Annotated in this window: 26 protein-coding genes and 3 pseudogenes; 17 read left to right on the top strand and 12 right to left on the bottom strand. The window is 70.1% G+C overall.

Annotated features, from left to right (window positions below):
- Positions 1 to 179: 179 nt before the first annotated feature.
- Together ABD296_RS09690 and ABD296_RS09685 are read left to right on the top strand one after the other, a co-directional pair.
- The gene (locus ABD296_RS09690; protein WP_344263828.1) at positions 180 to 380 is read left to right on the top strand and encodes a hypothetical protein; all 201 of its coding nucleotides are present in this window, start codon (positions 180 to 182) and stop codon (positions 378 to 380) included.
- Between the two features lie 204 nt (positions 381 to 584).
- The gene (locus ABD296_RS09685) at positions 585 to 1079 is read left to right on the top strand and encodes a pyridoxamine 5'-phosphate oxidase family protein (RefSeq protein WP_344263826.1); all 495 of its coding nucleotides are present in this window, start codon (positions 585 to 587) and stop codon (positions 1077 to 1079) included.
- Between the two features lie 120 nt (positions 1080 to 1199).
- Here ABD296_RS09685 and ABD296_RS09680 read toward each other — a convergent pair whose 3' ends face one another.
- Positions 1200 to 1364, bottom strand: coding sequence for a hypothetical protein (locus tag ABD296_RS09680; RefSeq protein WP_344263824.1), 165 nt, complete (start codon positions 1362 to 1364; stop codon positions 1200 to 1202).
- Positions 1365 to 1744: 380 nt separating this feature from the next.
- On the opposite strand from ABD296_RS09680, the pseudogene narI reads away from it, so the two are divergent.
- A pseudogene (gene narI / locus ABD296_RS09675) lies at positions 1745 to 2417 on the top strand (respiratory nitrate reductase subunit gamma).
- A gap of 13 nt (positions 2418 to 2430) precedes the next feature.
- Here the strand turns inward: narI and ppk2 are convergent.
- Positions 2431 to 3246, bottom strand: a complete 816-nt coding sequence (gene ppk2, locus ABD296_RS09670; protein ID WP_344263822.1) for a polyphosphate kinase 2 — start codon at positions 3244 to 3246, stop codon at positions 2431 to 2433.
- 137 nt (positions 3247 to 3383) lie between these two features.
- On the opposite strand from ppk2, the gene ABD296_RS09665 reads away from it, so the two are divergent.
- The 8 genes and pseudogenes from ABD296_RS09665 (at position 3384) to ABD296_RS09640 (ending at position 9259) form a co-directional block, all read left to right on the top strand.
- A complete protein-coding gene (locus tag ABD296_RS09665) occupies positions 3384 to 5747 on the top strand; it encodes a phosphoketolase family protein (RefSeq protein WP_344263927.1) in 2364 nt (787 codons plus the stop codon).
- Between the two features lie 24 nt (positions 5748 to 5771).
- Entirely contained in the window at positions 5772 to 5915 is a 144-nt protein-coding gene (locus tag ABD296_RS09660) for a hypothetical protein (protein WP_344263820.1), read from the top strand.
- Positions 5879 to 6367 carry a hypothetical protein gene (locus ABD296_RS50555; RefSeq protein ID WP_407061461.1) on the top strand — a complete coding sequence of 163 codons (489 nt, stop codon included), beginning with the start codon at positions 5879 to 5881 and terminating at the stop codon, positions 6365 to 6367. Before ABD296_RS09660 ends, ABD296_RS50555 begins: the two co-directional genes overlap by 37 nt.
- Complete coding sequence (locus tag ABD296_RS09655) at positions 6364 to 6579, top strand: hypothetical protein (protein WP_344263818.1); 216 nt, start codon at positions 6364 to 6366, stop codon at positions 6577 to 6579. The genes ABD296_RS50555 and ABD296_RS09655 overlap by 4 nt, the downstream gene beginning before the upstream one ends.
- Before the next feature lie 142 nt (positions 6580 to 6721).
- Positions 6722 to 7363 (top strand): TIGR03085 family metal-binding protein, encoded by a 642-nt coding sequence (locus ABD296_RS09650; protein WP_344263816.1) that lies wholly within the window; start codon positions 6722 to 6724, stop codon positions 7361 to 7363.
- A gap of 334 nt (positions 7364 to 7697) precedes the next feature.
- Positions 7698 to 8108, top strand: coding sequence for a hypothetical protein (locus tag ABD296_RS09645; RefSeq protein ID WP_344263814.1), 411 nt, complete (start codon positions 7698 to 7700; stop codon positions 8106 to 8108).
- A 97-nt stretch (positions 8109 to 8205) separates the two neighbouring features.
- Positions 8206 to 8517: pseudogene (locus tag ABD296_RS50550) on the top strand (alcohol dehydrogenase catalytic domain-containing protein); the annotation flags it as partial.
- A 61-nt stretch (positions 8518 to 8578) separates the two neighbouring features.
- Entirely contained in the window at positions 8579 to 9259 is a 681-nt protein-coding gene (locus ABD296_RS09640) for a zinc-binding dehydrogenase (RefSeq protein WP_344263812.1), read from the top strand.
- A gap of 46 nt (positions 9260 to 9305) precedes the next feature.
- Here ABD296_RS09640 and ABD296_RS09635 read toward each other — a convergent pair whose 3' ends face one another.
- From ABD296_RS09635 to ABD296_RS09610, 6 genes are all read right to left on the bottom strand, one after another.
- A complete protein-coding gene (locus ABD296_RS09635) occupies positions 9306 to 9797 on the bottom strand; it encodes a DUF2231 domain-containing protein (RefSeq protein WP_344263810.1) in 492 nt (163 codons plus the stop codon).
- Positions 9798 to 10032: 235 nt separating this feature from the next.
- Positions 10033 to 10188, bottom strand: coding sequence for a hypothetical protein (locus ABD296_RS09630; protein ID WP_344263807.1), 156 nt, complete (start codon positions 10186 to 10188; stop codon positions 10033 to 10035).
- An 86-nt stretch (positions 10189 to 10274) separates the two neighbouring features.
- Positions 10275 to 10676, bottom strand: a complete 402-nt coding sequence (locus tag ABD296_RS09625) for a pyridoxamine 5'-phosphate oxidase family protein (protein ID WP_344263805.1) — start codon at positions 10674 to 10676, stop codon at positions 10275 to 10277.
- On the bottom strand, positions 10636 to 11253 hold the full coding sequence (locus tag ABD296_RS09620; protein WP_344263803.1) for a universal stress protein: 618 nt from the start codon (positions 11251 to 11253) through the stop codon (positions 10636 to 10638). The genes ABD296_RS09625 and ABD296_RS09620 overlap by 41 nt, the downstream gene beginning before the upstream one ends.
- The gene (locus ABD296_RS09615; RefSeq protein ID WP_344263801.1) at positions 11250 to 11402 is read right to left on the bottom strand and encodes a hypothetical protein; all 153 of its coding nucleotides are present in this window, start codon (positions 11400 to 11402) and stop codon (positions 11250 to 11252) included. Before ABD296_RS09615 ends, ABD296_RS09620 begins: the two co-directional genes overlap by 4 nt.
- 249 nt (positions 11403 to 11651) lie before the next feature.
- Positions 11652 to 12353 (bottom strand): response regulator transcription factor, encoded by a 702-nt coding sequence (locus ABD296_RS09610; protein WP_344263799.1) that lies wholly within the window; start codon positions 12351 to 12353, stop codon positions 11652 to 11654.
- 214 nt (positions 12354 to 12567) lie between these two features.
- Between ABD296_RS09610 and ABD296_RS09605 the strand changes: the two genes are divergently transcribed.
- The 6 genes from ABD296_RS09605 (at position 12568) to ABD296_RS09580 (ending at position 19061) form a co-directional block, all read left to right on the top strand.
- Positions 12568 to 13572 carry an Acg family FMN-binding oxidoreductase gene (locus ABD296_RS09605; protein WP_344263797.1) on the top strand — a complete coding sequence of 335 codons (1005 nt, stop codon included), beginning with the start codon at positions 12568 to 12570 and terminating at the stop codon, positions 13570 to 13572.
- A 128-nt stretch (positions 13573 to 13700) separates the two neighbouring features.
- On the top strand, positions 13701 to 15437 hold the full coding sequence (locus ABD296_RS09600; protein ID WP_407061460.1) for a sensor histidine kinase: 1737 nt from the start codon (positions 13701 to 13703) through the stop codon (positions 15435 to 15437).
- 296 nt (positions 15438 to 15733) lie between these two features.
- The gene (locus tag ABD296_RS09595; RefSeq protein WP_407061459.1) at positions 15734 to 16303 is read left to right on the top strand and encodes a hypothetical protein; all 570 of its coding nucleotides are present in this window, start codon (positions 15734 to 15736) and stop codon (positions 16301 to 16303) included.
- Between the two features lie 218 nt (positions 16304 to 16521).
- Positions 16522 to 16728, top strand: a complete 207-nt coding sequence (locus tag ABD296_RS09590) for a hypothetical protein (protein ID WP_344263793.1) — start codon at positions 16522 to 16524, stop codon at positions 16726 to 16728.
- A 39-nt stretch (positions 16729 to 16767) separates the two neighbouring features.
- Entirely contained in the window at positions 16768 to 18072 is a 1305-nt protein-coding gene (locus ABD296_RS09585; RefSeq protein WP_344263789.1) for an MFS transporter, read from the top strand.
- On the top strand, positions 18069 to 19061 hold the full coding sequence (locus ABD296_RS09580; protein ID WP_344263787.1) for a tetratricopeptide repeat protein: 993 nt from the start codon (positions 18069 to 18071) through the stop codon (positions 19059 to 19061). Before ABD296_RS09585 ends, ABD296_RS09580 begins: the two co-directional genes overlap by 4 nt.
- Before the next feature lie 24 nt (positions 19062 to 19085).
- On the opposite strand, the gene ABD296_RS09575 is transcribed toward ABD296_RS09580, so the two are convergent.
- The 4 genes and pseudogenes from ABD296_RS09575 to ABD296_RS50545 all read right to left on the bottom strand — a co-directional run bounded on the left by ABD296_RS09575 (position 19086) and on the right by ABD296_RS50545 (position 22241).
- A complete protein-coding gene (locus ABD296_RS09575) occupies positions 19086 to 19766 on the bottom strand; it encodes a CBS domain-containing protein (RefSeq protein WP_344263785.1) in 681 nt (226 codons plus the stop codon).
- A 28-nt stretch (positions 19767 to 19794) separates the two neighbouring features.
- Positions 19795 to 20238, bottom strand: a complete 444-nt coding sequence (locus ABD296_RS09570) for a universal stress protein (protein WP_344263783.1) — start codon at positions 20236 to 20238, stop codon at positions 19795 to 19797.
- A 116-nt stretch (positions 20239 to 20354) separates the two neighbouring features.
- A complete protein-coding gene (locus tag ABD296_RS09565) occupies positions 20355 to 21182 on the bottom strand; it encodes a DUF6544 family protein (protein ID WP_344263781.1) in 828 nt (275 codons plus the stop codon).
- Between the two features lie 118 nt (positions 21183 to 21300).
- Positions 21301 to 22241, bottom strand: a pseudogene (locus ABD296_RS50545) (pyridoxamine 5'-phosphate oxidase family protein).
- Between the last annotated feature and the right edge of the window lie 539 nt (positions 22242 to 22780).

Below are 22780 nucleotides of genomic sequence, written 5' to 3'. Positions count from 1 at the left end.
CCATTACCGGGTGATCGCGGCGGTCCATACCCCGCACACCGGTGCGGCGCGGTGAGGCGGCGGGTTTGCGCCGGTGCGATGTCGATCTGGACGAGGGCACCGCGGTGATCTGTCGGTAGTTGCAGCCGAGGGACGGGCGGCTGACGGTATGCCCACCCAGGACTGCGCACAGCACCCGGGTGATCGCGCTGGATCGCACCACGATTGCCGCGCTGCGCGCGTACCGCTCCCGGCAGCATGCGGAGGCGGCCGCCTACGGCGAGCGCTATCGCGACAGCGGGTATGTGTTCACCAACCGCAACGGCGACCCGATCTCTCCGGGCTGGCTCGCCAGAGCCTCCATCAGACCCGGCGCGGTTCAATGCAGGGCGAACCGCTGAGAAGGGATCCTCCGGAACGGGAACTGGGCCAGTGGCTGATCCTCCGGTCGAAGGAGTTCCCACGGAGATCCTCAAAGAGGGATCACGTGGCGCGCGATGCCTGGCGTTTCAGAGCAGCAGTGGCCTGACCTGTGGGATCAGGGATCTGCGAGTCGGGACCTTGGGCCCTAACCGGGCGTGCGCGCGTCTCGGCATGCTGGAGAGATGGAGTTCGATCGCAGTGGTCTGGAGGTCCTCGGTCCTGGCGAATGCCGGGATCTGCTGCGGCATGCCGAGGTCGGTCGGATCGTCTTCACCCACAACGCCTTGCCGGCGGTCCAACCGGTCAACTACGTCCTCGACGGCGAGGACATCGTGTTCCGGACCTCGGAGAGTTCTCGGCTGGCCACCGCTGCGACCGGAGCCATCGTTGCCTTCGAGATCGACGACTTCGATACCGACGCGCAGACGGGCTGGTCGGTGGTCGCCGTCGGTCCGGCTCGCCGCGTTTCCGCGCCCGGCCAGATCGCCGCGCTGGAGAATGCCGAACTGCGGACATGGGCGCCGGGGCAACGGGACCAGTTCATCAGGGTCCGTCCTGAGATGCTGTCCGGACGTCGCATATCGGGTGGGCCTGGCGTTGCCTTGAACGGCGGAGTCCAGGTCGGCGGCCTGCAGCATGAGGACGACAAGGGCACTGTGCTCGGCCAAACGGAGTGACCGGCGGATCGCACCCCGGCTGACACGGTAGGCCTCCTGACCTTGCGGCCGCAGACGCGGACCGGTCGCCCGCGGCGATCCGTTGGCGCCCCATAGAGCACCGTGGGTCGCCTGCGGCGGTCACGGTAGTCGGAGGTGGCCTTCGCGCGCCTTCCACAGGAAGTACTTTTCGAACGCGAGCTTGGCCGCGTGCGCCTGCGGGCCGGGGACGAGCAAGCCCGCCTTCCTGGGCGGGAGCATTCGGTCGGCCAGCATCATGACGCCGTTGCTGTCCGCGTCCGTCATGCAGACGGCCGGGATCTCGCCGAGGCTCTTGTGGCGGATCTGCTCTTCGCCATGGGATCCGGGAGGCGAAGTTGGCGGGGGCGATACGCGCCTGGACCTCGGTGGGGAATCCCGTCTTGGGAACACCGACCGGGACGGCGGTGGTCCATGGTGCGGTCACGGTCGCCGCAATGCCCACGGTGTAGGTGGTCGGATCAGCGGTCAACCGGTAGGTGTCCCGCACCGGAACAAGGCGCTTCTCATCGGCCAGACCGGGCGTGGAGGCCACCACGTCCTGTCCCAGCAACGGTGGGATGATCATCGCGTAGGTGTGGTCGAGCTTGCCGTCGACGGCCAGCAGGAGCCTGCCGGGGGCCGTTTCGGCGATCGCAGCCAGGTGAATCTTCGTGCTGGGGCACGTCTGGCGGTACCGCTACGACAAGTTCGGCTGGACGACCCGCTCGTCCCAGCTGTACGAGAACCGGCTGCTGCGCATCGGCAGCCCGCTGTTCCACTTCGGCATCCTGGTCGTCCTGCTCGGCCATGTCGGCGCCATCCTCATCCCCGAGAACTGGACCGACGCCGTCGGGGTCAGCGAGGACAAGTACCACGTCATGGCGCTGGACCTCAGCACCATTGCGGGAGTGTACACCATCGTCGGCCTGGCGATCCTGATCTACCGGCGTCGGACGGTCGGACCGGTGTTCTCCGCCACCACCCGCAACGACAAACTGATGTACGCGGTGCTCGCGGTGACCATCCTGCTCGGCCTGTCCGCCACCGTCGTCGCCAGCATGCTCGGCGGCGGCTACGACTATCGGACGATCCGTCTCGGTGTGGTTCCGCTCCATCTTCTACCTCGATTTGCGCGCCGGCCTGATGAGCGACGGGCCGATCCTGTTCCAGTTGCACGTGATCAGCGCGATGGTGCTGTTCGGCATCGGGCCGTTCACTCGGCTGGTGCACATGCTCACCGCCCCGGTCGGGTACCTCACCCGCCCCTACATCGTCTACCGGTCCCGCGACGTGCAGTTGGGTGCGCTTCCGCCTCGCCGCGGATGGGAACGGACCTGACCGGTGTCTCCGATCAGGTGCGCAGCGTGGCGGAGTGGTCGGGGACCTGGGTTTGCATCTCGCGGGGCGACCGCTCGTAGCCTTTCGGGGCGGGACGCGGGGGCAGTTCGAGGGGCGGGCGTTCCACCTCGTGGTAAGGGATGGTCGACAGCAGGTGGGCGATCATGTTGATCCGGGCCCTCCGCTTGTCCTCGCTCTCCACGACGTACCACGGCGCTTCGGGGATGTCGGTGTGGACGAACATCTCGTCCTTGGCGCGTGAGTAGTCCTCCCACCTCGAGATCGACTCCAGGTCCATGGGGGACAGCTTCCACCGGCGCATCGGATCGTCGAGCCGGCTCCGGAAGCGCCGCTCCTGTTCGGCGTCGCTGACCGAGAACCAGTACTTGCGCAGCAGGGCGCCGTCCTCGACGAGCAGCCGCTCGAAGATCGGGCACTGGTGCAGGAACCGCGTGTACTCCTGCTGGGTGCAGAAGCCCATGACCCGCTCGACGCCCGCCCGGTTGTACCAGGACCGGTCGAACAGCACGATCTCGCCGCCCGCGGGCAGGTGCTCGACGTAGCGCTGGAAGTACCACTGCGTGCGTTCGCGGTCGGTGGGGGCGGGCAGCGCCGCGATCCGCGCCACGCGCGGGTTGAGGTACTCGGTGACCCGCTTGATCGTGCTGCCTTTTCCGGCCGCGTCCCGTCCCTCGAACACCACCACGACCCGGGCGCCTTCGGCGCGCACCCACTCCTGGAGTTTCACCAGCTCAGCTTGCAGGCGGCGCAGTTCGCTCTCGTACACATCGCGGCGCAGCCGCTTGACCTTGCCCGGTGCCTTGCTCATAGCGGCCCTTTGTACCGCATGCGGCTGGCCGTCCCGGAACCGGACGAGCCGCGGCATGTGACCTTCGGCCCTGATGCGCGAGCCCCGCCGCCTGGTGCGCTGAGGATCAGCGATCTGAAGGAGAAACGGTGACGTCCATGACGGCGCGAAGCAGCCTGCCGACCGATTCTGAGTTCGAGTCGGTCGATGCTTACTGGAGGGCGGCCAATTACCTGTCGGCCGGGCAGATCTACCTGCTGGACAACCCGCTGCTGCGCGAGCCGCTGCGGCCGGAGCACATCAAGCCGCGGCTCCTGGGGCACTGGGGCACCTCGCCGGGGCTCAACTTCTGCTACGTCCACCTGAACCGGGTGATCAGGGCACGCGACCTGGACGCCATCTACATCATGGGGCCGGGGCACGGCGGGCCGTCCGCGGTCGCCAACGCGTGGCTGGAAGGGACCTACAGCGAGGTCTACCCTGCGATCTCACAGGACGCGGCCGGTATGAAAAGGCTGTTCCGGCAGTTCTCCTTTCCCGGTGGAATCCCCAGCCATGTGGCACCGGAGACGCCCGGGTCGATTCATGAGGGCGGCGAACTCGGCTACTCGCTGGCACACGCCTACGGCGCCGCGTTCGACAACCCCGACCTGGTGGTGGCGTGCATTGTCGGGGACGGGGAGGCTGAGACCGGGCCGCTGGCGGCCAGCTGGCACTCGACCAAGTTCGTCGACCCGGTGCACGACGGGGCGGTGCTGCCGATCCTGCACCTGAACGGATACAAGATCGCCAATCCGGCCGTGCTCGCGCGCATCTCCGAGGACGAGCTGGTCAAGCTGTTCGAGGGATACGGACACGCCCCGATCATCGTCTCGGGGGACGACCCCGCCACCATGCACCGGGCCATGGCGTCGGCCCTCGACCAGGCCCTGGACGAGATCGCCCGCGTCCAGCGCGCCGCCCGCCGAGAGGGAGCGACCGACCGCCCCCGCTGGCCGATGATCATTCTGCGGACGCCGAAGGGATGGACGGGCCCGAAACAGGTCGACGGGCTTCCAGTCGAGGGAACGTGGCGAGCCCACCAGGTGCCGCTCGCCGGCGTCCGCGACAGCCCGGACCATCTGGCCCAACTGGAGGCGTGGCTGCGGTCCTATCGGCCGGAGGAACTCTTCGACGAGGCTGGGCAGCCGGTGCCGGGGGTGCGGGACCTGGCGCCGACGGGGGATCGCCGGATGAGTGCCAACCCGCACGCCAACGGCGGGCTCCTGCTGCGTCCCCTCGACCTTCCCGACCTGGGAGCCTACGCGGTGCCGGTGGATAAGCACGGCACCGTCACCGCCGAGGCCACCCGCGTCCTCGGCGGCTACCTCCGCGACGTCGTCGCCGCGAACCCGGACAGCTTCCGGATCATGGGGCCGGACGAGACGGCCTCCAACCGGCTCGGCGCCGTCTTCGAGGTCACCGACCGCGTCTTCGAGGGCGTGGCCTTCAGCACCGACGAGCACCTGGCCCGCAGCGGCCGCGTCATGGAGGTGCTCAGCGAGCACCTGTGCCAGGGCTGGCTGGAGGGCTACCTGCTGACCGGCCGGCACGGCTTGTTCAACAGCTACGAGGCCTTCATCCACATCGTCGACGCCATGTTCAACCAGCACGCCAAATGGCTGAAGATCACCCGGCACCTGCCGTGGCGGCGATCCATCGCGTCGCTGAACTACCTGCTCTCCTCGCACGTCTGGCGGCAGGACCACAACGGGTTCACCCACCAGGACCCCGGCTTCCTCGACGTGGTGCTGAACAAGAAGGCCGAGATCACCCGGGTCTACCTGCCGCCGGATGCCAACACCCTGCTGTCGGTCGGCGACCATTGCCTGCGCTCCCGCGACTACGTCAACGTCATCGTCGCAGGCAAGCAGCCCGCGCCGGTCTGGCTGCCGATGGACCAGGCGATCGCCCACTGCACCCGCGGCATCGGCATCTGGGAATGGGCCTCCACCGACGGCGGCGCGGACCCCGACGTGGTCCTGGCCTGCGCCGGCGACACCCCGACCCTGGAAACCCTCGCCGCGGTGGACCTGCTGCGGCGCTCCTTCCCCGAACTGCGGGTCCGGGTCGTCAACGTCGTCGACCTCATGCGTCTGCAACCCGTCGAGGAGCATCCGCACGGACTGCCCGACGTCGAGTTCGATGCCCTGTTCACCACCGACAAGCCCGTCATCTTCGCCTTCCACGGCTACCCCTACCTGATCCACCGGCTCACCTACCGCCGCCACGGCCACCACAACCTGCACGTCCGCGGCTACAAGGAGGAGGGCACCACCACCACGCCCTTCGACATGGTGATGCTCAACGACCTGGACCGCTTCCACCTCGTCATGGACGTCATCGACCGCGTCCCCTCCCTCAGCGGCCGCGTGGCCAACGTCCGGCAGCGCATGGCCGACGAACGGCTGCGGCTGCGCGCCTACACCCGCGAGCACGGCGAGGACGCCCCCGAAGTCCGCGACTGGACCTGGCCGTACTGAGCCGCAGGACCGAAGGAGCCCGACATGCGAGTCCTCACCGTCAACCCGGGGTCGAGCAGCATCAAGCTCAGCCTCCTGGAGGCCGACGACACGGCGAGCGTCCACATCGAACTGCGGTCGGCGTCCGCTTCGTGCATGGTGGCCGCGACTACACCCATCCGGTCCTGATCGACGACGAGGTCACCAAGCGGCTGCACGCGCTGGCTGATCTGGCGCCGCTGCACCAGCCGCTGTCGCTGTATGCACTGGGCGAGATCCGCAGGGCCCTTTCGGACGTGCCGGTGGTGGCCTGTTTCGACACGGCCTTTCACGCCACCCTGCCGGACGCCGCCGCCACCTACGCGCTACCCGCCGAGCGGCGTGAACGCTTCGGCCTGCGCCGCTACGGATTTCCACTGCCTCTCGCACGCCCACGCCGCCCGCCGCGCGGCCGAACTCCTGGAAACCGACCCCGGCCGCCTGCGCCTCGTGGTCTGCCACCTGGATCGGGGGCGTCGCTTACGGCGGTGGCCGAAGGGCGCTCGGTCGACACGACCATGGGCTTCACGCCCCTGCGCGGCCGCGATGACGGCCGCGCTGGGCGGACTGGACGTGCTGGTGTTCACCGGCGGAGTCGGTGAACACCAGCCCTGAGACGAGACGGCGGCTGTCTGCGGACCTGGCCTTTCTGGGCTTCGCCGTCGACCAGGACCGCAACGCCGCGGCCCACGCCGACGCGGTGATCAGCCCGCCCGGCGCGGCCGTGGCGACCGTCGTCGTCTCCGCCCGCGAAGACCTCGAGCGAAGGACATGCCGACCAGACTTCCCGGCGGCTCACCAGCCCCGTCCCTAACGCAAACCCCCACCCCCGCGCGCGGTCCTGCGCTGGTCCTGCGCTCCGCAACCGTCCGCAGCTCTTCCCGGCACGGCCACTGGATGTCCTCATGCGGTCGGAGGCTCGTGGTCCGCCGCCGGCCTGGTTACGCTCCGCCGGTATGGCCGGTCTGTTCTTGGACGCCGTCGAACGAGCACAGCTGGCCGACCTGTTCGACGAGCTCGGTCCCCGGGCACCGACTCTCCTTGCGCCGTGGACGACCCGCGACCTGGCCGCGCACCTGGTCCTTCGTGAGAACGATCCGCTCGCCGGCCCGGGCCTGGTCCTGCCCGGCAGGTGGAGCCACTTCGCCGAACGGCGCCGCGCAGCGCTCGCAGCCAGCGACTTCACCACGCTCGTAGCAACGTTCCGGTCGGGACCGCCACCGGGCTTCTTCCGGATCGGATGGGTCCGCCGTGTCCCCAACCTGACCGAGTTCTTCGTCCACCACGAGGACGTCCGCAGAGCCAACGCCCGCGCGCCCCGCACCACCCAACCGGCCATGGATCAGGCTCTGTGGCACAGCCTCACCCGCGTGCCCTGGTTCCTGGCCCGGCACCTGCGCGGCGTAGGCATCGAACTTCGATGGGCCGGCACCACCCACACCGTCCGGGCACGACGCGGCCACCCCACAGCCCGCATCACCGGGCCCCCGGGTGAGCTGCTCCTCTACCTGTTCGGCCGCAAAGACACCGCGCACGTCCAGGTCAGCGGGCCCACCGCCGCGGTCCGAGCCTTGCAGCACGCACGCTTGGGCATGTAGCAGCGGCTTGTACGGCGGCCGCGCCTTCCGAATCGTCTGCAAGCGCCCGAACGCCAGGGTCAGGCTTGCACCTCAACGATGGCCCCCAACGCCACACCCTCCCCAGGGACCTTGGTCCTACGGCCAGGACCTTCGGGCCCGCCGGTGAGCGTGGCGCGGCCGTTCTCATGCCTTCGGCCACATGATGGGTTGCGGGACCTTCGTCCTCTGGACGGGGACCTGCCTCCCTACCGAAGACAGAGCGCCGGCCGCGACGGTGGAGATACAGGCGAGCTCGGTCGGTCCGGTTTCCGTCATCGGAAGATCGGACGCTTACTCGTGAACGGGGAGATAGATGGGCGTGACCGTCGTGGAGGCACCGCATCTTGAAGACATCCTGCGCGAACACCATCGGCGTTGCCTCCCCGCGCTGAGCAAACTGAAGCTGCTCGCGAGGAACGGCCAGGGCACCGGAGCGGACGTACGGGCCGCAACCAGCGAGGTGATGCGCGAGCTGGGCGCCGCCGAGACGATCCTGCTCGAGGCCCTGTCGGGCAGCGTGCGGCGGGAAGCCCTCGCACACTTCTTGGGCTGCCGTGTCGTTCGGTTGACGATCGTCGCAGAGCACGCCGCCGCGACGGCGGACGCGGGCGATCCCGTTCTGCGCCGCCTGCTGTATCAATTCCACGCTCTGGCGGAGGCGATGTGGAAGGTTCAGCTGGGGTTAAGGACGCGCAGCGCCCAGGCGGGGCCCGGCAGGACGTAAGGCCCTCACGCAAGGATGTTGGGCACTGCCGGCGCCGGTCTGTCGAGAACAACGCTGGAAACGACAGAGAACCGCAGCAACGGAGGGGGCGCACCCGATGCGAGCGCTGGTGTATAGCGGTCCCGGTCAGAAGGCCCGGGAAGAGGTCCCGAAACCGCAGATCGGCGATGATGGTGACGCGGTGGTGCGGGTCGACGCGGTGACGATCTGCGGGACGGACCTGCACATCCTCAAGGGCGACGTCCCGGCCGTCACCGACGGCAGGATTCTCGGTCACGAGACCGTCGGAACCGTCGAGACGGTCAGTTCCGGCGTTCGGACGGTCGAGCCGGGTGACAAGGTGCTGGTCTCCTGCATCACCTTCTGCGGGACCTGCCGGTTCTGCCGCGAGGGCAGGTACGGGCAGTGCCTCGGGCCGGGGCTGGATCCTCGGGCACAAGATCGACGGAACGTAGGCCGAGTACGTCCGCGTGCCCTTCGCCGACACCTCCGTGCACCGGCTGGCGGAGGGCGTCCTCGCCGAGGACGTGCTGATGCTGGCCGACGTCCTCTCCACCGGGTACGAGGTCGGCGTCCTCAACGGGCACGTGGCGCCCGGCGATGTCGTCGCGGTCGTCGGCGCCGGCCCGATCGGCCTGTCCACGATCATGGGCGCGCGGCTGTTCAGCCCGAGCCGCATCATCGCGATCGACCTGGCCGACAGCCGCCTCGCGGCGGCCAAGGGGTTCGGCGCGGACATCTTGGTGAACAACTCCCGTGAGGATCCGGCCGCGACCGTCCGCGATCTGACCGGTGGGTTGGGAGCGGAGGTGACCGTCGAGGCCGTCGGCGTCCCCGACGCCTTCGAGCTCGCCGTCGCGCTGGCCCGCCCCAGTGGCCGCATCGCCAACATCGGCGTGCACGGCGAGCCCGCGCCCCTGCACCTGGAAGAGCAGTGGATTCGCGACGTCACGATCACCACCGGCCTGGTGGACACCTTCTCCACGCCCACCCTGCTGTGCGCCTGCTCACCGGCCGGCAACTCGACGCCAGACGCTTCATCACCCACCACTTCGACCTCGACGAGTTCCCCAAGGCCTACGAGGTCTTCGCCGACGCCGCCGACACGGGCGCCCTCAAGGTCGTCCTGGCTCGTTGAATGCGGGCCCTAAGGAGGCCCGGCCATCCCCCGGCGGCCGCGGCTCCTGCCCATGGTCGTCAGCGGCGGCCCTGATGAGCGGCCACGTCGTGCCATACCGCGTCGGCGCCGCTGTGCCCGATCCGGGCCACCTGGACACCGGATGCGACGGCCCCACCGACCGCCAGGACCGCCGCCGCCACGGTCACCGCACCGGCCCATCGCGGCGCCGCGGCGGGCTGACGGCGGGCGTACCAGCCGACGCCGGTCAGGACGGCGAGGCCCAGCCACATCGCTCCTGCCAGCGGAAGCAGCATGTCGGCCAGTTCGGCGTGCCGTTCCACCAGCGCGCTGTGCGGGACCTGGTGCTCCAGGTTCTCGCCGCTCGAGGTCGCCAGTGGGATCGAGAGCACCGCGACGGTCGTCACAGCGAGCACCCAAGGGGCCGACACCCGTCGCGCCCGTGGCCACAGCGCCACGACGAGCGTTGCGACGACGGCGAGCGGTACGAGGAAGACCACCAGGTGGACGACAAGCGGGTGGGCGGGAAGGCCCCAAAGGGTCGACGGCATGACCGGCCTTTCACGGAGACGGAGGACCGGACGAGAATGTCCCGCCTTCGTGTCCGTTGCCTACGACTCCGCCCGCTTTCAGAGAACCCTCATAGGTCGCGCCGCACGGCGTCCCCAGGTCGGCGCGAGAGGTTCAGCGGCCCCTCACGAGGTGGGCGGCGATGTGGTCGACGAGGTCCAAGAGCCGGCGGGTGTAGCCCCATTCGTTGCCGTACCAGCTGGTCGGTGACAGACATCATCGCGACGTCCACAGGTTGGCCAGGCAACAGCATGCCCGTCCGGCGGGCGGCACTCTGGGAGGCTTCGCCTCGTCCATGGTCGAGGGGCGCCGTGCGAGCTTGCGCACCTTGTCGGCTCCGGCGAGGGCGAAGTGCGAGAAGTTGGTGTTCATGGGCCTACTCTCCCTGGACGGGGTGTCTACGTTGCAGGGGCCTTCGTACGTGGAAGGGCGGGACCCAGGGCCTGCTCTAGCGGTGATCACGCCGTGCTGGTGTGGCCGACGCTATGGCCGGAGAACCGCTCGAAGGGGATGCGGAAGTACTCGGTGCCGGGGCCCGAAGGACCCAGAGCGGAGCGCACCCGCTCGTCGGGTGACCCGACGGCACGGGCGTGGCCGACAACGGTGATCGTCCAGCCGGTCAGTCCCGCGGGATCGAACCGGTCGGCCTGGAACGCCACGATCGTGCCGCGGACGGCCGCGCCGAGACGCTCACCGGCCGGAGCGCACACGACCAGGCCACCGTCGTCGACGGTGAACCGGACGGGCGTCACCGCGGGCAGGGCCTGGTCGGTGAAGACGACCCGGCCGATGGTCTCGGAGCTGAGGAGCGTCTTGCACTCAGCCCGGCTGAGGTTCCGGGCGCCGGTCTCGTCGTTCATGACTCCATGGTTCGCCATGGACGGCGGAGTCCGCAGAGGCCAAGGTCATGCGGTCGGGTGCCGTCCGTCCCGCTCCCGTTGTCCGCCATTGCCCATCGACGCCGTCGTCCGCGGGCCGCTCGGGAACGGAGTAGGGCGGGACGACGACGACCGGGCACGGAGGGTGCCTCAGGCAGGCAGAGGCCACCGGCCCGAGCGGCGTTTCCGGTGGGGTGTCGCCGCGCCGGCCGCCGAGAACGAGCAGCCGCGCGCCGGCGGCGCGGGTGATGAGAGCCCGTGCGCCCTCCCCGCGGACCAGCTCCTGGCGGACCGGCACACGAGGTTCCGGGCCGAGAGCCCGCAGGACGTCCGCCGCGAGTCCGCGCCGGGCACGTCCGCGGTCCTGGCCCGGGGACGGCCGGGCGGCCGCCACCGCGTAGGAGGCGAGCCAGTCCCGGCAGGCCCGCCAGGCCCGGACGGCGACGATCTCGGCGTCTCGCAGTTCCGCCTCGCCGGCCGCCCAGCGCAGTGCCGCCACCGACGCGGCGGATCCGTCCACGCCGACGACGATCCGGTCTGTTTCGGGAAGGTGTGTCATCGCTCTCTTCTCCGTTCCGCACCGGACGCCGCGAGGGCATCGGACCGCAGAGCCGGTCCGATGCCCTCGCCGTCCTTGTCGGGGTCGATGCCGGGCAGCTCGGCGCGGACGGCGTGGTCGTCGCCGTCGACGTAGTCCTCGACCCGCATGGCCGGGACGCCGCCGCGGAAGATGGCGAACGGCGACTCGAACCAGTCGAGCAGGTCGGGCGGGATGCGGGACTCGCGCCGCTAGTCATCTGTGCATGGTGGGATTCAGCCGCGTTTTTCGGCCCGGCCAGCCTTCCGACCCGGAAGCGTTCGAGGAGCAGGCCAAGGCACGGCTCGCCGGCAGTCGGCGCGGCCCTCCGCGAGCGTGGTCGTCCATGGGCGGGAGTTGTGGCGCGGCGCTCGCCCTGATCACTGGTTGTGACTTTGGTCCCTCGCGGAATCCGCCTTGAGTTGTGCGGCGAGAGCGGCCGCCTGGGTGCGGCGGCTCATACCGAGCTTGGTGAAGATGCTGGAGATGTAGTTCTTGACGGTCTTCTCGGCGAGGAAAAGGCGCTCACCGATCTGCCGGTTGGTGAGCCCTTCACCGATGAGCTCCAGGATGTGGCGTTCCTGCTCGGTGAGACCCTTGAGCGGGTCCTTCTTCTCCTGGCGTGCCCGGATCCGCTCGAGCATCCGAGCGGTGCTGCGCGGGTCCAGGAGCGATTGGCCGGAAGCGACGGTCCGGACGGCTCCGACCAGGTCAGAACCGTGGATCTGCTTGAGGACATAGCCCGAGGCCCCCGCCATGACGGCCTCGAAGAGGGCGTCCTCGTCGTCGAACGACGTCAGCATCAGGCACGCCAGGTCCGTTATCTGGGACCGTATCTCGCGGCAGACGCTGACGCCGTCGCCGTCGGGGAGCCGGACGTCCAGGACGGCTACATCGGGTCGCGCGGCCGGGATGCGCGCCAGGGCGTGCTCGGCGGTGCCGGCCTCGCCGACGATCTCGATGTCGTCCTCTGCGGACAGCAGGGCGGCGACACCGCGACGGACGACCTCGTGGTCGTCCATCAGGAAGACCCGGATCGTCTTCGCGCCCCGCGGAGCGTTCTGGTCGTCCGGGCCGGTCATGGTGATCTTTCCTTTGGATCGGTGTTGATGCCATGGACGCTACCCCGCGGGCGTGCCGCCTCACAGGCACCGAAAGTCCCGCGATCACCGGGACGAACGTCCCGCCGGCCGTTCCCACCGGGCGGGCGGGGTGCCGCCTCGCTAAGGACTTTCGGCCCTTCAGCAGGTCAGAGGTGGGTGATGAGCTGGAAGCAAAGGGCGGAAGGAGTGAGTCATGCGTACCAGCCACAGGACCGCGATCGGGCGTGACGTCGTCCGCGGCGCAGTGGAGGACGCGGTGCGGGCACCGTCGGTGCACAACACCCAGCCCTGGCGTTTCAGCGTCCGCGGGCCGCGGATCAGCCTGCGCGCCGACCCCGATCGCCGCCTGGATGTCGCCGACCCGCAGGGCCGGGAAATGCTGATCAGCTGCGGTGCGGCCCTGTACAACCTACGGCTGTCACTACGGAAGCGGGGATACGAGCCGGACGTGCGGCTGCTGCCGGACGCGGACCGTCCGCACCTGCTGGCCGATGTCGAGGTGCAATCCGGTCATGAGCCGGTTTCCAGCGAGGTTGACAGAGAGTACGCCCAGATCGAACGGCGGCACAGCCACCGCGGCGGGTTCCGGCCGGATCCAGTGCCGACCGGACTGCTGGCGGCCCTCCGGCTGACGGCCGAGCAGGAGGGGGCTCGGGTCGTCCAGGCCGTCGACGTCCACGTCAAGGGCGCGCTGGCGGCGCTGACGGACGCGGCCGAGCACATCCAGCACCGCATGCCCGCCTACACGTCCGAAATAGCCCGCTGGGCGCCGTCGCCCACCACGGCACGCAAGGACGGTGTGCAGCACGTCTCCTATCCGAGGCGGACGCCCAAGACCGAACCGCACTTCCCGCAGCGGGACTTCGCCCGCGGCCAGGGATGGGGAGCCGAGCCCAAGGACGACGGCACCGCCCTCGCGGGCATCGCCGTGCTGCTCGTGACGGCCGAGGACACTCCGGCCGCGTGGTTGCGCGCCGGCCAGGCGCTGGAGCGCATGCTGTTGCGCGCCGCCCAGGACGACCTGTCGGCCGCGTATCACACGCAGGCCTTGGAGATTCCCGAGCTGCGGGCGTTCATACGAAAGCACTTCTGCGGCGACGCCTACCCGCAGATGATCCTGCGGATCGGTATGCCGGCGGGGGAGGAGCTCACGACCGTGCGGCGTCCGGTCGCAGACGTCATGATCGAGGAGCCGTGATCCGGAGGTTCCGACAGGATCGGGGGACCAACCTCGGCGACCGACGAGGAACCGCCGGCGGCAGCGCATTGAAGGCCTGACCGCCGGGTCACGGGCCGACGTTTCCTCGTCTGTGATCCCGCTTCGCGATGGACGATACTGGAGCCGTGACCGATGAGCCCGGGCCGGGCGAGGACAAGGCGCGGCTGATCCTCCCTCAGCTGCAGCTGGACGATCTCCTGGCCGAACTCCAGACGCGGCTGGAGGCGGCGAGATCGACTCGCGACCGGGTCCACGCGCTGCTGGAGGCCGTGGTCTCAATCGGCGGTGAGCTGGACCTGGAGACGGTGCTGAGGCGCATCACCGAAGCCGCCATCACGCTGGTCGACGCCCGCTACGGTGCGCTCGGCGTGATCGACGAGGAGGGAGAGCACCTCGTCCAGTTCGTCACCGTCGGGGTCACCGGGGACGAGATCGGGGCGATCGGCCACTGGCCGCACGGCCTCGGCATTCTAGGGCTGCTGATCAAGGAGCCGCAGGCGCTGCGGCTGCCGGACCTGTCCGAGCACACGGAGTCGTACGGCTTCCCGGCCGGTCATCCGCCGATGCGCACGTTCCTGGGCGTCCCGATCCGGGTCCGGGACGAGGTCTTCGGCAACCTTTACCTGACGGAGAAGGCCGACGGCGGCCTCTTCGACGAGGAGGACGAGGTCGTCGTCACCGCGCTGGCGACGGCTGCGGGCGTCGCGATCGAGAACGCGCGGCTGTACCAGGAGGCCAGACGGCGGGAGCGGTGGCTGGAGGCCTCGGCGGAGATCTCCACCGCGTTGTTGTCGGGGACCGATCCGCACCAGGTCACCGCCGTGGTCGCCGAGCGGGCGCGCGAGATCGCCGATGCGGGCCTGGCCACCGTGGCGTTGATCGACGAGGCGGGCGGTGAGTTCGTCGTGGAGGCTGCCGACGGTACCGAGGCCGACCGCATGCGCGGGCTGAGGGTCCCGAGGAGCCATTCGATCGCGGGGGACGTGTTCGCGAAAGGTACGGCGCTGCGCCTCGCCGACGGCGCGGCGGCCGCCCGCGAAGCCGATACGCCGGTCGACCTGGAGATCGGCCCGCTACTGGTGGTGCCGCTGGGTGCGGGCTCCTCCGCCCGCGGTGTCCTCTCGGTCATCAATGCACCCGGCGGGCCGGCCTTCTCCGAAGGGACGCAGCGGCTGCTGGAGGCGTTCGCCGCACAGGCGGCGGTGGCCCTGGAACTGGCCGACCGGCGCCGCGACGCCGAACGGCTCGCCCTCCTGGAGGACCGCGACCGGATCGCCAAGGACCTGCACGACACCGTCATCCAGCGGCTGTTCGCCATCGCGATGACGCTGATGGCCGCCATCAAGATCACGCAGAAGCGGGAGGTCGCGGTCCGGGTGCAGCGCGCCGTGGACGACCTCGACGACACCATCCGCCAGATCCGGTCGTCGATCTTCGCCCTGCAGGCGACGGGAGACGAGGAGTCCTTGCGCAGCCGCGTCCACTCCCTCGTCGATGACGCCGCCGAGCAACTGGGGTTCTCGCCCTCGGTCCGGCTCGACGGGCTGCTCGATACCGCCGTGGACGACGAGACCGGTGAGCAACTGCTCGCGGTCGTGCGCGAAGCGTTGTCGAATGTGGCACGGCACGCGCAGGCCGGCGAGGCCGTCGTCGCCATCGACGTCGGCGACGACCTGACGCTGCGCGTCGAGGACGACGGTGTGGGCATTCCTGAGGGTGGTCGCCGCAGCGGCCTGCGCAACTTGGGCGAACGCGCCGAGGTGTGCGGCGGCTCCTTCGACACTCGGCGGCGGCCGGGCGGCGGCACGGTCCTGGTCTGGCGCGTCCCGCTCAAGGACGGTTGACCGTTCACGGCCCGATGCGATGCCGGTCGAAGTCGGCCCACCCGGCCCAGACGCGTTCGACGATTTCATACTGCCCTCCCACTCAAGTTGTTCTTGGTGGGGTTAGGTGCCGGCTGGCGCTCTGTACGGCAGGGACGCCCGGCCCGAATTCGGACGCTTTGTGAGCGTAGAAACGGCCGGACAATGGGACCAAGGTCCCACCGATCATGCGCCGAACGGTCCTACAGCACGCGTCCCTCATGGAGTTGAGTTCGAGGTGGTAAGAGAACAGGCGATGCGATGGAAGGTGAGACGCGATGGCGGTCTCCGAGCACAAGATGAGCACCCGGCACGGACACCACGCGCTGGTGCGGGTGGTGACGCCCAAACCGCTGACCGAGTCGCCCGCGGCCCGCTACGTCTGGGCGGTCGCGCGGCTGGCCCTGGGCTGGGTGTTCCTGTGGGCGTTCCTGGACAAGCTGTTCGGGCTGGGCCACGAGACCCCCGCCGCCAAGGCGTGGACCAAGGGCGGCAGCCCCACCGAAGGATTCCTGAAGTTCTCGCCCAAGGGCCCGCTCGCCGGGTTCTACCACGACATCGCCGGTGCGGCCTGGGCCGACTGGCTGTTCATGATCGGGCTCGGCGGCATCGGCGCCGCCCTGATCCTGGGCATCGGGATGCGGATCGCGGCGGCCGGCGGTGCGGCGCTGCTGGTCATGATGTGGTCGGCGACCCTGCCCCCGGAGAACAACGTCGTCATGGACGACCACCTGATCTACGCGGTCCTGATCGTCGGCCTGGCCCTGGTCAGCGCCGGCGACACCCTCGGCCTCGGCCGTGGGTGGGCCAAGGTTCCGCTGGTCAAGCGCCTCCCGATCCTCAAGTGACCCGATAGACGAAGACACCCGGGAGGCGCTCACCGCGGTGAGCGCCTTTTCGGCGTGCAGCAGACGGAGTGGGGGTGGCGTAGCCCTCCAAAATGTCCGTTTCAGGACCTCCAGTGGCGGCAAGGGGACCTTCGCCTCTCCCGGCGCTCGTCCCCGAATGCGAGTCTTACCCCAATGCACCGATCAGGCACCGGCAAGGGGGCAGTGAAATGACTGGTATGAAACGGCGTTCCCGCGGAATCTCGCTGAATCACAACGAGATCGTCGTGGCGGCGACGCGCAAGGGAATTTCGGTGAACCACAACGAGACCGTGGTGGGAGCGACCCGCAAGGGGATCTCGGTGAACCACAACGAGACCGTGGTGGGAACGACCCGCAAGGGGATCTCGATCAATCACAACGAGATCCTGGTCGCACGAAGGTAGGAGCGGCCCGTCCTGGGCGAGGGATCCGAAAGGTCGGTCATGAACGTGTCGGCGAAACGGCTTGTCCGAGGCGCCGCGGGTGGCACTTTCCGGGTCCCTCGGTTCGTTCCCGTCCTGCCGCGGCCGGTCTGGGTGGTGCTCGCCGCGGACGCGGCCTCGGCCGCGGGCAGCGGTCTCACCCTTCCCTTCCTCCTAGTCTACCTGCACACCGTGCGCGGTCTCGACGTGCGCTGGGCGGGGCTCGCGGTGTCCGCGGTCGCCTTCGCCGGCCTTCTGGGCAACCCGGCCGGCGGTCAGCTGGCGGACCGCGCGGGGGCCCGCAACGCCCTGGTGGCCGGTCTGGTGGTCGCAGCCGCGGGATCGGCCGCGCTGGTCGGCGCCGGTTCGGTGCCCGCCGCGTTCGTCGCGTGCGGGCTGCTCGGCCTGGGCGCGGCGATCATCTGGCCCGCACAGGACGCGCTGCTCGGCGGCCTGGCCGCCCCGGAACAGCGATCGACCGTCTTCGCGGTACGCCACGCGACCATGAACTTCGGCCTCGCGCTGGGCGCGGCCATGTCCGGGCTGCTGGCCGACCTGTCCTCGGCGGCGAGCTTCCAGCGCCTGTACCTCCTGGACGCGCTGAGCTTCCTGCTCTTGATCCCGGTGCTGACGCTGTGCCGGGGCCTCGCCCGCAGGCCGCCGGCGAACATCGACGAGGCCGACGACGGCACGCGCGGGTTCCGGCACGCCATCGCCGACAGGCCGTTCCGCTGGATCTGGGTCTGGGTGTCGCTGGCCGTGGCCGCCGGCGCGGCGCAGTTCCACGCCGCGTTCCCGGCGTACGCCACCGGCGAGGGCGGCCTCACCGCGGGCGGGCTCGGGATCGTCTACGCGGCGAACTGCGTCACCGTGCTGGCCGTCCAGCTGCCCGTCCTGAAGATCATGGCCGGACGGCGGCGGACCCACGGCATGGCGCTGGTCTGCCTTTGCTGGGCGGCCGCCTGGGGACTGACCCTCCTGGCCGATGGCCGCCTCGTCGTGTTCGCGTTGGCGATGGTCGTCTTCGCGGTCGGCGAGACGTTCCTGTCGCCGACCGTGGCGCCGCTGGTGAACGACCTGGCCCCGGCGCATTCCCGGGGCAGGTACAACGGCCTGCACGCGTTGGCGTACACCACCGGCTTCATCGTCGGCCCGGCGGCGTGCGGCCTGGCCTTCGCCGGCGGCGCCGCGGCGGCGTTCCTCGTCGGATGCGTCGCGCTGCTCGCCGTGGCGGCCGCGCTGACCCAGCGCGTTGAGCGGCTTCTGCCCGCGGGCCTCGATCTCGGACGGTCCGGCGCGCCCCGACCGGAAGAGGGATCGACATGAAGCAGCCGGACGCCGCCGTGGTGGACGAGGTCACGTCGCTGTTCGCAGCCGGCCAGGCACTCGATGAGTCAGGCGATCAAGGCGCGGCCGAGGTGCCCTACCAGCGGATCCTGGGGCTGGCCGGCGGCGCGACCGGGGCGCAGGCGGACGCCTGGCGGGCGGATGCCCTGCACGCGCTCGGCAAGCTGGCCCGCCTCCAGGGCCACTACGCCGAGGCCGCGTCGCTGCTCCGCCGCGGCATCCGGCACGCCGAGCAGGCGCACGGGCCGGACGCCGTGGAGACCGCCTACCTGCTCAACGAGCTTGCCGTCACCTTCAAATACGCGGGCCGGTTCGAGGAGGCGTCCCGGCTCTATCGGGACGCCCTGGCCATCATCGAGCGGACGAGCGGATCCGACCCGAACGACATCGCCGGCCTCTGCCACAACCTCGGCGGCCTCGAACACGCCCGGGGAAACTACGCCCAGGCGGCCGTCCATGCCCGGCGTTCGGTCGAGCTGCGCAGCCGCGCGCTGGGCGACGACCACGTCGACGTGGCCGCGGACCGGGCCGCGCTCGCGGCGATCCTCGACGCCCTCGGAGAGGACGCCGAGGCCAAAGCGCTGCTGACAGGCGCCCTGGACGTCTTCACCCGCGTCCTCGGACCCGATCACCTCGAGGTGGCGATCACCCAGGGCAACCTGGCGGCCCTGCTCCACCGGCGCGGGGAGACGACCCGGGCCGAGCGGCTGTACCGCAGGTCCCTGGTGCTGCGGGAGAGGATCCACGGGCCCGGGCACCCGGACCTCGCAACCATCCTGCATAACCTCGCGCGGCTGTGCGAAGACCGCGGCGACGCCGTGGCGGCCGAGTCGCTCTACCAGCGTGCCGTCCGCATCCTCGAACCCACGGTGGCGCCTGATCACCCGGTCCTGCGGTCCTGCCGCGACGCGTTGGCGGGGCTGTGCCCCGAACCCCCGCGCACCGAGAACAGGGACGCGGACGCCTGACCCACCTGGCCGGACGTCGCCGCCTCACGCTCTCGGATACGCGGTCGGATAGGTGTCGTCGTGCTCGTAGGAGAGGCTGCTGACGACGTCCACCACGCCCTCGGTCGCGGCGGTCATCCGCACCACGATCGGGATGGAGCTCTTCAGTTCCATGCGTCCGGAGAGACGTACGACGCCGTCCTGCAGCTGGACGCTCACCTCGGAGGGGTCCTGCCAGAGTCGGCACACCAGCACGTCGCGGACGATCTCGTCGCGTATCTCGTCGTCGCTCCGGTGGAAGACGCTCAGTAGGTCGCGTCGGGCGACGATGCCGCACAGGGCCCCGTCGCCATCGATGACCGGAGCTGCCTTGAAGCCGCGGGAGGCCAGGAGCCTGGCGGTCTCGGCGACCGTGGCGTCCGGTTTGACCGTGACGGCGGGAGTGCTCATCAGTCCCCGGGCATCGACCGCGCGCGCCTTGGTGAGGGCGTGGTGCCGCCTGCGGCCCCACAGCGGGCGCTGGCCGAGGTCGTCGGGCTTGAACTCCTCCTTGCGGAGCAGATCGGCCTCGGTGGCGATGCCGGCCAGGCGTCCATCGGCGTCCAGGACGGGCACGGCGCTGATGCGGTGGTCGGCCAGCGTCTCGGCGATCTCGACGAACGGGGTGTCCTCGGTCACCGTCACGACTTCCGTGGTCATGACGTCCTTGACGGTACGGCGCTTCATGGCCGCCTCCAGATGGTTCGGGGGGATGTCACAGAACTTCCTGGGACGCGGTGCTCTGGTCGGCGCAGATGACGACCGGGCAGCGCGCCAGCCCGCGGACGACGGGCACGGTGTCGCCACCGAACGGGTTGCCGCTCTCGGAGTTCGCCCGTGCGCCGACCACCAGCAGCTCGGCGTGCTCGGCGGCCTTGGCGAGGACCTCTCCCGGCCGTCCGCGGCGGACGAGCAGCCGGGTGGTCAGGTGCTGCGTGCGGGGGATGGCGTGCGCGACCAGGTCGCGCAACCGCAGCCATTCCCTGGCGGTCCGGAGCAGTCCGGGGGCGGGCCTGGTGGCGGAGGGCAGCACGCGGACGACGTCTAGGCGTGCGTGCCGCTCCACGGCCTCCCGGGCGGCGCGGCGGAGCGCGGCGACGGAGTTGGGGGATCCGTCCACGCCGACGACGACGGCGCGGTGTTCGGGCATGACCTGCATTGGTGACCTCCTTGAGCCACTTCCAGCCTCGCAAGCGGCGCGCCGGGAGGTCAGTGCCGAGCGTCCCCTGTGGCCGGGACCTTCGGCCCGCCCGAGCGATCGGATTCCTCCGGGGCTCAGAGGAAGTCGGCTTCATCGAGCGCGAATCTGATGAATTCCCCGCGACTCCAGCGCCGGGTTCCATACCACCATCCGGCCCGAACGAGGGAGGGGATGGTGTATCCGGCGTATGAGGTCTCGCCTTGCAGACGGGCGCCGAAGGTGTACCGGCCGAAGCTCTCGCCGTCCGGCGCACCCCAGCGATCGAGCGTCAGCTCGGTGAGCGAGCCCTCGGGCGCGACGGTCAGGGTGACCGAGTGCGCGGTGCCGCCGATGACCACGTTGGCGCGGGCACGCTCACCGTCGATCGGCTCCCACGTCACGGCGGGTGACAGTGCCACCGCGGGGACGAAGACGAATTCGCCGGCCAGCCGGCCGGCGGCGCTGAGGGTGATGTCGGGACCGGTGGCCGACATGACTGGGAGCAAGCCGAGCACGCGCCAGCGCATCTCGCCGTCCCCGCCGCTGTAGCGGTCGAACCCTGTGGTCGGCAGCCCCGCGACGCGGACCGAGGCCGCCCAGATGAAGCCGCGCGGCGGACGCAGGATCTGGGTCGCGCGGAAGGTCCGCCACGCGCCGAGCCGGATCCGTCCGTGCATGCGCAGCCGCACTGCCCATGACAGAGGTGTGCCGGGCTCGATCGCGTGGCTCAGCCAGCGGCGAGCCGGCTCGGGCAGATGCCGGACCAGCTCCGGCCCGAACGGCCGCCCGTGCTCCGGGGTCGTCGCCAGGTCCGCCCAGTCCCGCTCGGCCGCCGCCGTCAGGCCAGGAACCGGCGGCCGGGTAGGACACCGGAGCGGGACGGCGACCGGTGACCTGCCATGAACCTGGAAACCGGCGTCCATTGACCCGCCTCCTCCGTTCGGGAACTCCTTCGAGAGAAGCACCCGAATACGGTCGGTGGGAACGGCCGTTGGTCCCGCGGATCCGAACCAACGTCCTGGGCTCCGCCACGGGTGCGGATCAGGAGGGCTCGTCGGTCGGGTCGATGTGCTCGGTGGTCACCCCGCCCGGGTGGAGGGGGATGCGGCGTCCGGTGATCTTCTCCGGTGTCAGCCGGATGAAGACCGGCCTGGGGGAGTCGAGCCACGGTGCCAGCGGCAGTGATGCGAGCCGTTCGACCTCCGGCGGGTCGGTGACGGCCTCGGCGGTCCCGGTGAGCAGCACGCTCCACGCGGTCCGCAGGGCCGGTTCGAGGTCGTCGGCCTCGAAGGTCAACCGGCGGCCCGCCCGTATCGCGTCGAGCTTGGAGCCGGGCGCGGTGCGGAAACCAGCGCGGCGCCGTCCATGACGAAGTTCACCGGCAGGATCGACGCGGTGCCGTCCTCGGCGCACCAGGCGACCCGGCCGACCGGGACGCTCCGCAGCAGGGACAGGCAGGTCGCCTCGTCGAGGGTCTGCAATTCGGTGCTCATGGTGCCTCGATTCTCGTGCTCGCCCTCCCGGAGAGGAGCACAGGGGCGTCGGTGAGGGGCCCGATGACCGCGACGACACCGGGACGGTGTTCCCGCGAAGCGGCACGCCGCTTTGGCCTTGGGCCCCATGGAGCCGCCGGGCAGATCCCGAGCGCGCAGCCGCTCCGGGCTGATTTCACGGATCGGCCGGGCGCCCACCGTGTCATCGTCGCGCATGACGCCCGCGACGTCGGTGAGCAGCAGCAGCGTGTCAGCTTTCAGACGTGTGGCGAGGAGCGCGGCCGTGAGGTCCTCGTCGACCAGCGCCTCGACGCCATGGTGGTCCGGGTCGACCGGGACGCCTCCGCGCCGGCCGCGATCACCACGCAGCCATCCTCGAGGAGCCGCCTCATGGCCGGAAGCTCCGTGAAGACCCAGGCGACCGGGGAGATGGGGCTGTAATTGGCCAGTAAGCCCGGCAGCAGGAAGGCACCGGAACCCGATGCCCACGACCAGGACTCATGCCCATCCAGAGCCCCAGTCGCCGGCGGACGGATTGGGTGCGCATAGGCGCCTCCTCGATGAGCGGCCCGCCTGCCGCATCATCAGCCGATCACCCGCCATCTCACTGATCGCTGGCCGTCGGTCCCCGGCCCCGGACGAAACTCCCGCCGCGCCGCGACCGTCAGTACCGACCAGGACATGAGGCCCCGCACGAGCGACGGTCATACGGCGGCAGGTTCCGGGTCCGACGCTGTATCCGCTTAAGGCCGTCGCGAGGACTTTCACCGTCCAAGGGCCGAGTCCTTCGTCCTTGCGGCCGTCGATCAGCACAACGTCGCCGAGCCGCAGACCGGTGTTGGCGGGTGGCTGAGCGATCACCACCAGCATTTGGAGATCCGCGGGACTCACCGGAGTTCCGCCGTTGAGAAGCCATAGCAGGTCGTTGGACGTCAGGATGGGCGGTCTTCCGGAGGCCATGACGCCATGTAAGCGTCGGCCGCGGCCGGTGGAACGGGCGAAGTGGCGCAGATCGGTCAGGCGATCAT

The sequence above is a fragment of the Actinomadura napierensis genome, assembly GCF_039529375.1.
GTDB classification, from domain to species: Bacteria; Actinomycetota; Actinomycetes; order Streptosporangiales; family Streptosporangiaceae; genus Spirillospora; species Spirillospora napierensis.
This window is presented reverse-complemented; position numbering and strand designations above follow the sequence as displayed.

Coding starts and splice junctions, on each gene's coding strand:
- ABD296_RS09685 (WP_344263826.1), top strand. CDS start 585: ATGGAGTTCGATCGCAGTGGTCTGGAGGTCCTCGGTCCTGGCGAATGC.
- ABD296_RS09680 (WP_344263824.1), bottom strand. CDS start 1,364: ATGACGGACGCGGACAGCAACGGCGTCATGATGCTGGCCGACCGAATG.
- ppk2 (WP_344263822.1), bottom strand. CDS start 3,246: ATGAGCAAGGCACCGGGCAAGGTCAAGCGGCTGCGCCGCGATGTGTAC.
- ABD296_RS09665 (WP_344263927.1), top strand. CDS start 3,384: ATGACGGCGCGAAGCAGCCTGCCGACCGATTCTGAGTTCGAGTCGGTC.
- ABD296_RS09660 (WP_344263820.1), top strand. CDS start 5,772: ATGCGAGTCCTCACCGTCAACCCGGGGTCGAGCAGCATCAAGCTCAGC.
- ABD296_RS09650 (WP_344263816.1), top strand. CDS start 6,722: ATGGCCGGTCTGTTCTTGGACGCCGTCGAACGAGCACAGCTGGCCGAC.
- ABD296_RS09645 (WP_344263814.1), top strand. CDS start 7,698: ATGGGCGTGACCGTCGTGGAGGCACCGCATCTTGAAGACATCCTGCGC.
- ABD296_RS09635 (WP_344263810.1), bottom strand. CDS start 9,797: ATGCCGTCGACCCTTTGGGGCCTTCCCGCCCACCCGCTTGTCGTCCAC.
- ABD296_RS09630 (WP_344263807.1), bottom strand. CDS start 10,188: ATGAACACCAACTTCTCGCACTTCGCCCTCGCCGGAGCCGACAAGGTG.
- ABD296_RS09625 (WP_344263805.1), bottom strand. CDS start 10,676: ATGAACGACGAGACCGGCGCCCGGAACCTCAGCCGGGCTGAGTGCAAG.
- ABD296_RS09620 (WP_344263803.1), bottom strand. CDS start 11,253: ATGACACACCTTCCCGAAACAGACCGGATCGTCGTCGGCGTGGACGGA.
- ABD296_RS09615 (WP_344263801.1), bottom strand. CDS start 11,402: ATGCGGGTCGAGGACTACGTCGACGGCGACGACCACGCCGTCCGCGCC.
- ABD296_RS09610 (WP_344263799.1), bottom strand. CDS start 12,353: ATGACCGGCCCGGACGACCAGAACGCTCCGCGGGGCGCGAAGACGATC.
- ABD296_RS09605 (WP_344263797.1), top strand. CDS start 12,568: ATGCGTACCAGCCACAGGACCGCGATCGGGCGTGACGTCGTCCGCGGC.
- ABD296_RS09600 (WP_407061460.1), top strand. CDS start 13,701: ATGGACGATACTGGAGCCGTGACCGATGAGCCCGGGCCGGGCGAGGAC.
- ABD296_RS09595 (WP_407061459.1), top strand. CDS start 15,734: ATGGCGGTCTCCGAGCACAAGATGAGCACCCGGCACGGACACCACGCG.
- ABD296_RS09590 (WP_344263793.1), top strand. CDS start 16,522: ATGAAACGGCGTTCCCGCGGAATCTCGCTGAATCACAACGAGATCGTC.
- ABD296_RS09585 (WP_344263789.1), top strand. CDS start 16,768: ATGAACGTGTCGGCGAAACGGCTTGTCCGAGGCGCCGCGGGTGGCACT.
- ABD296_RS09580 (WP_344263787.1), top strand. CDS start 18,069: ATGAAGCAGCCGGACGCCGCCGTGGTGGACGAGGTCACGTCGCTGTTC.
- ABD296_RS09575 (WP_344263785.1), bottom strand. CDS start 19,766: ATGAAGCGCCGTACCGTCAAGGACGTCATGACCACGGAAGTCGTGACG.
- ABD296_RS09570 (WP_344263783.1), bottom strand. CDS start 20,238: ATGCAGGTCATGCCCGAACACCGCGCCGTCGTCGTCGGCGTGGACGGA.
- ABD296_RS09565 (WP_344263781.1), bottom strand. CDS start 21,182: ATGGACGCCGGTTTCCAGGTTCATGGCAGGTCACCGGTCGCCGTCCCG.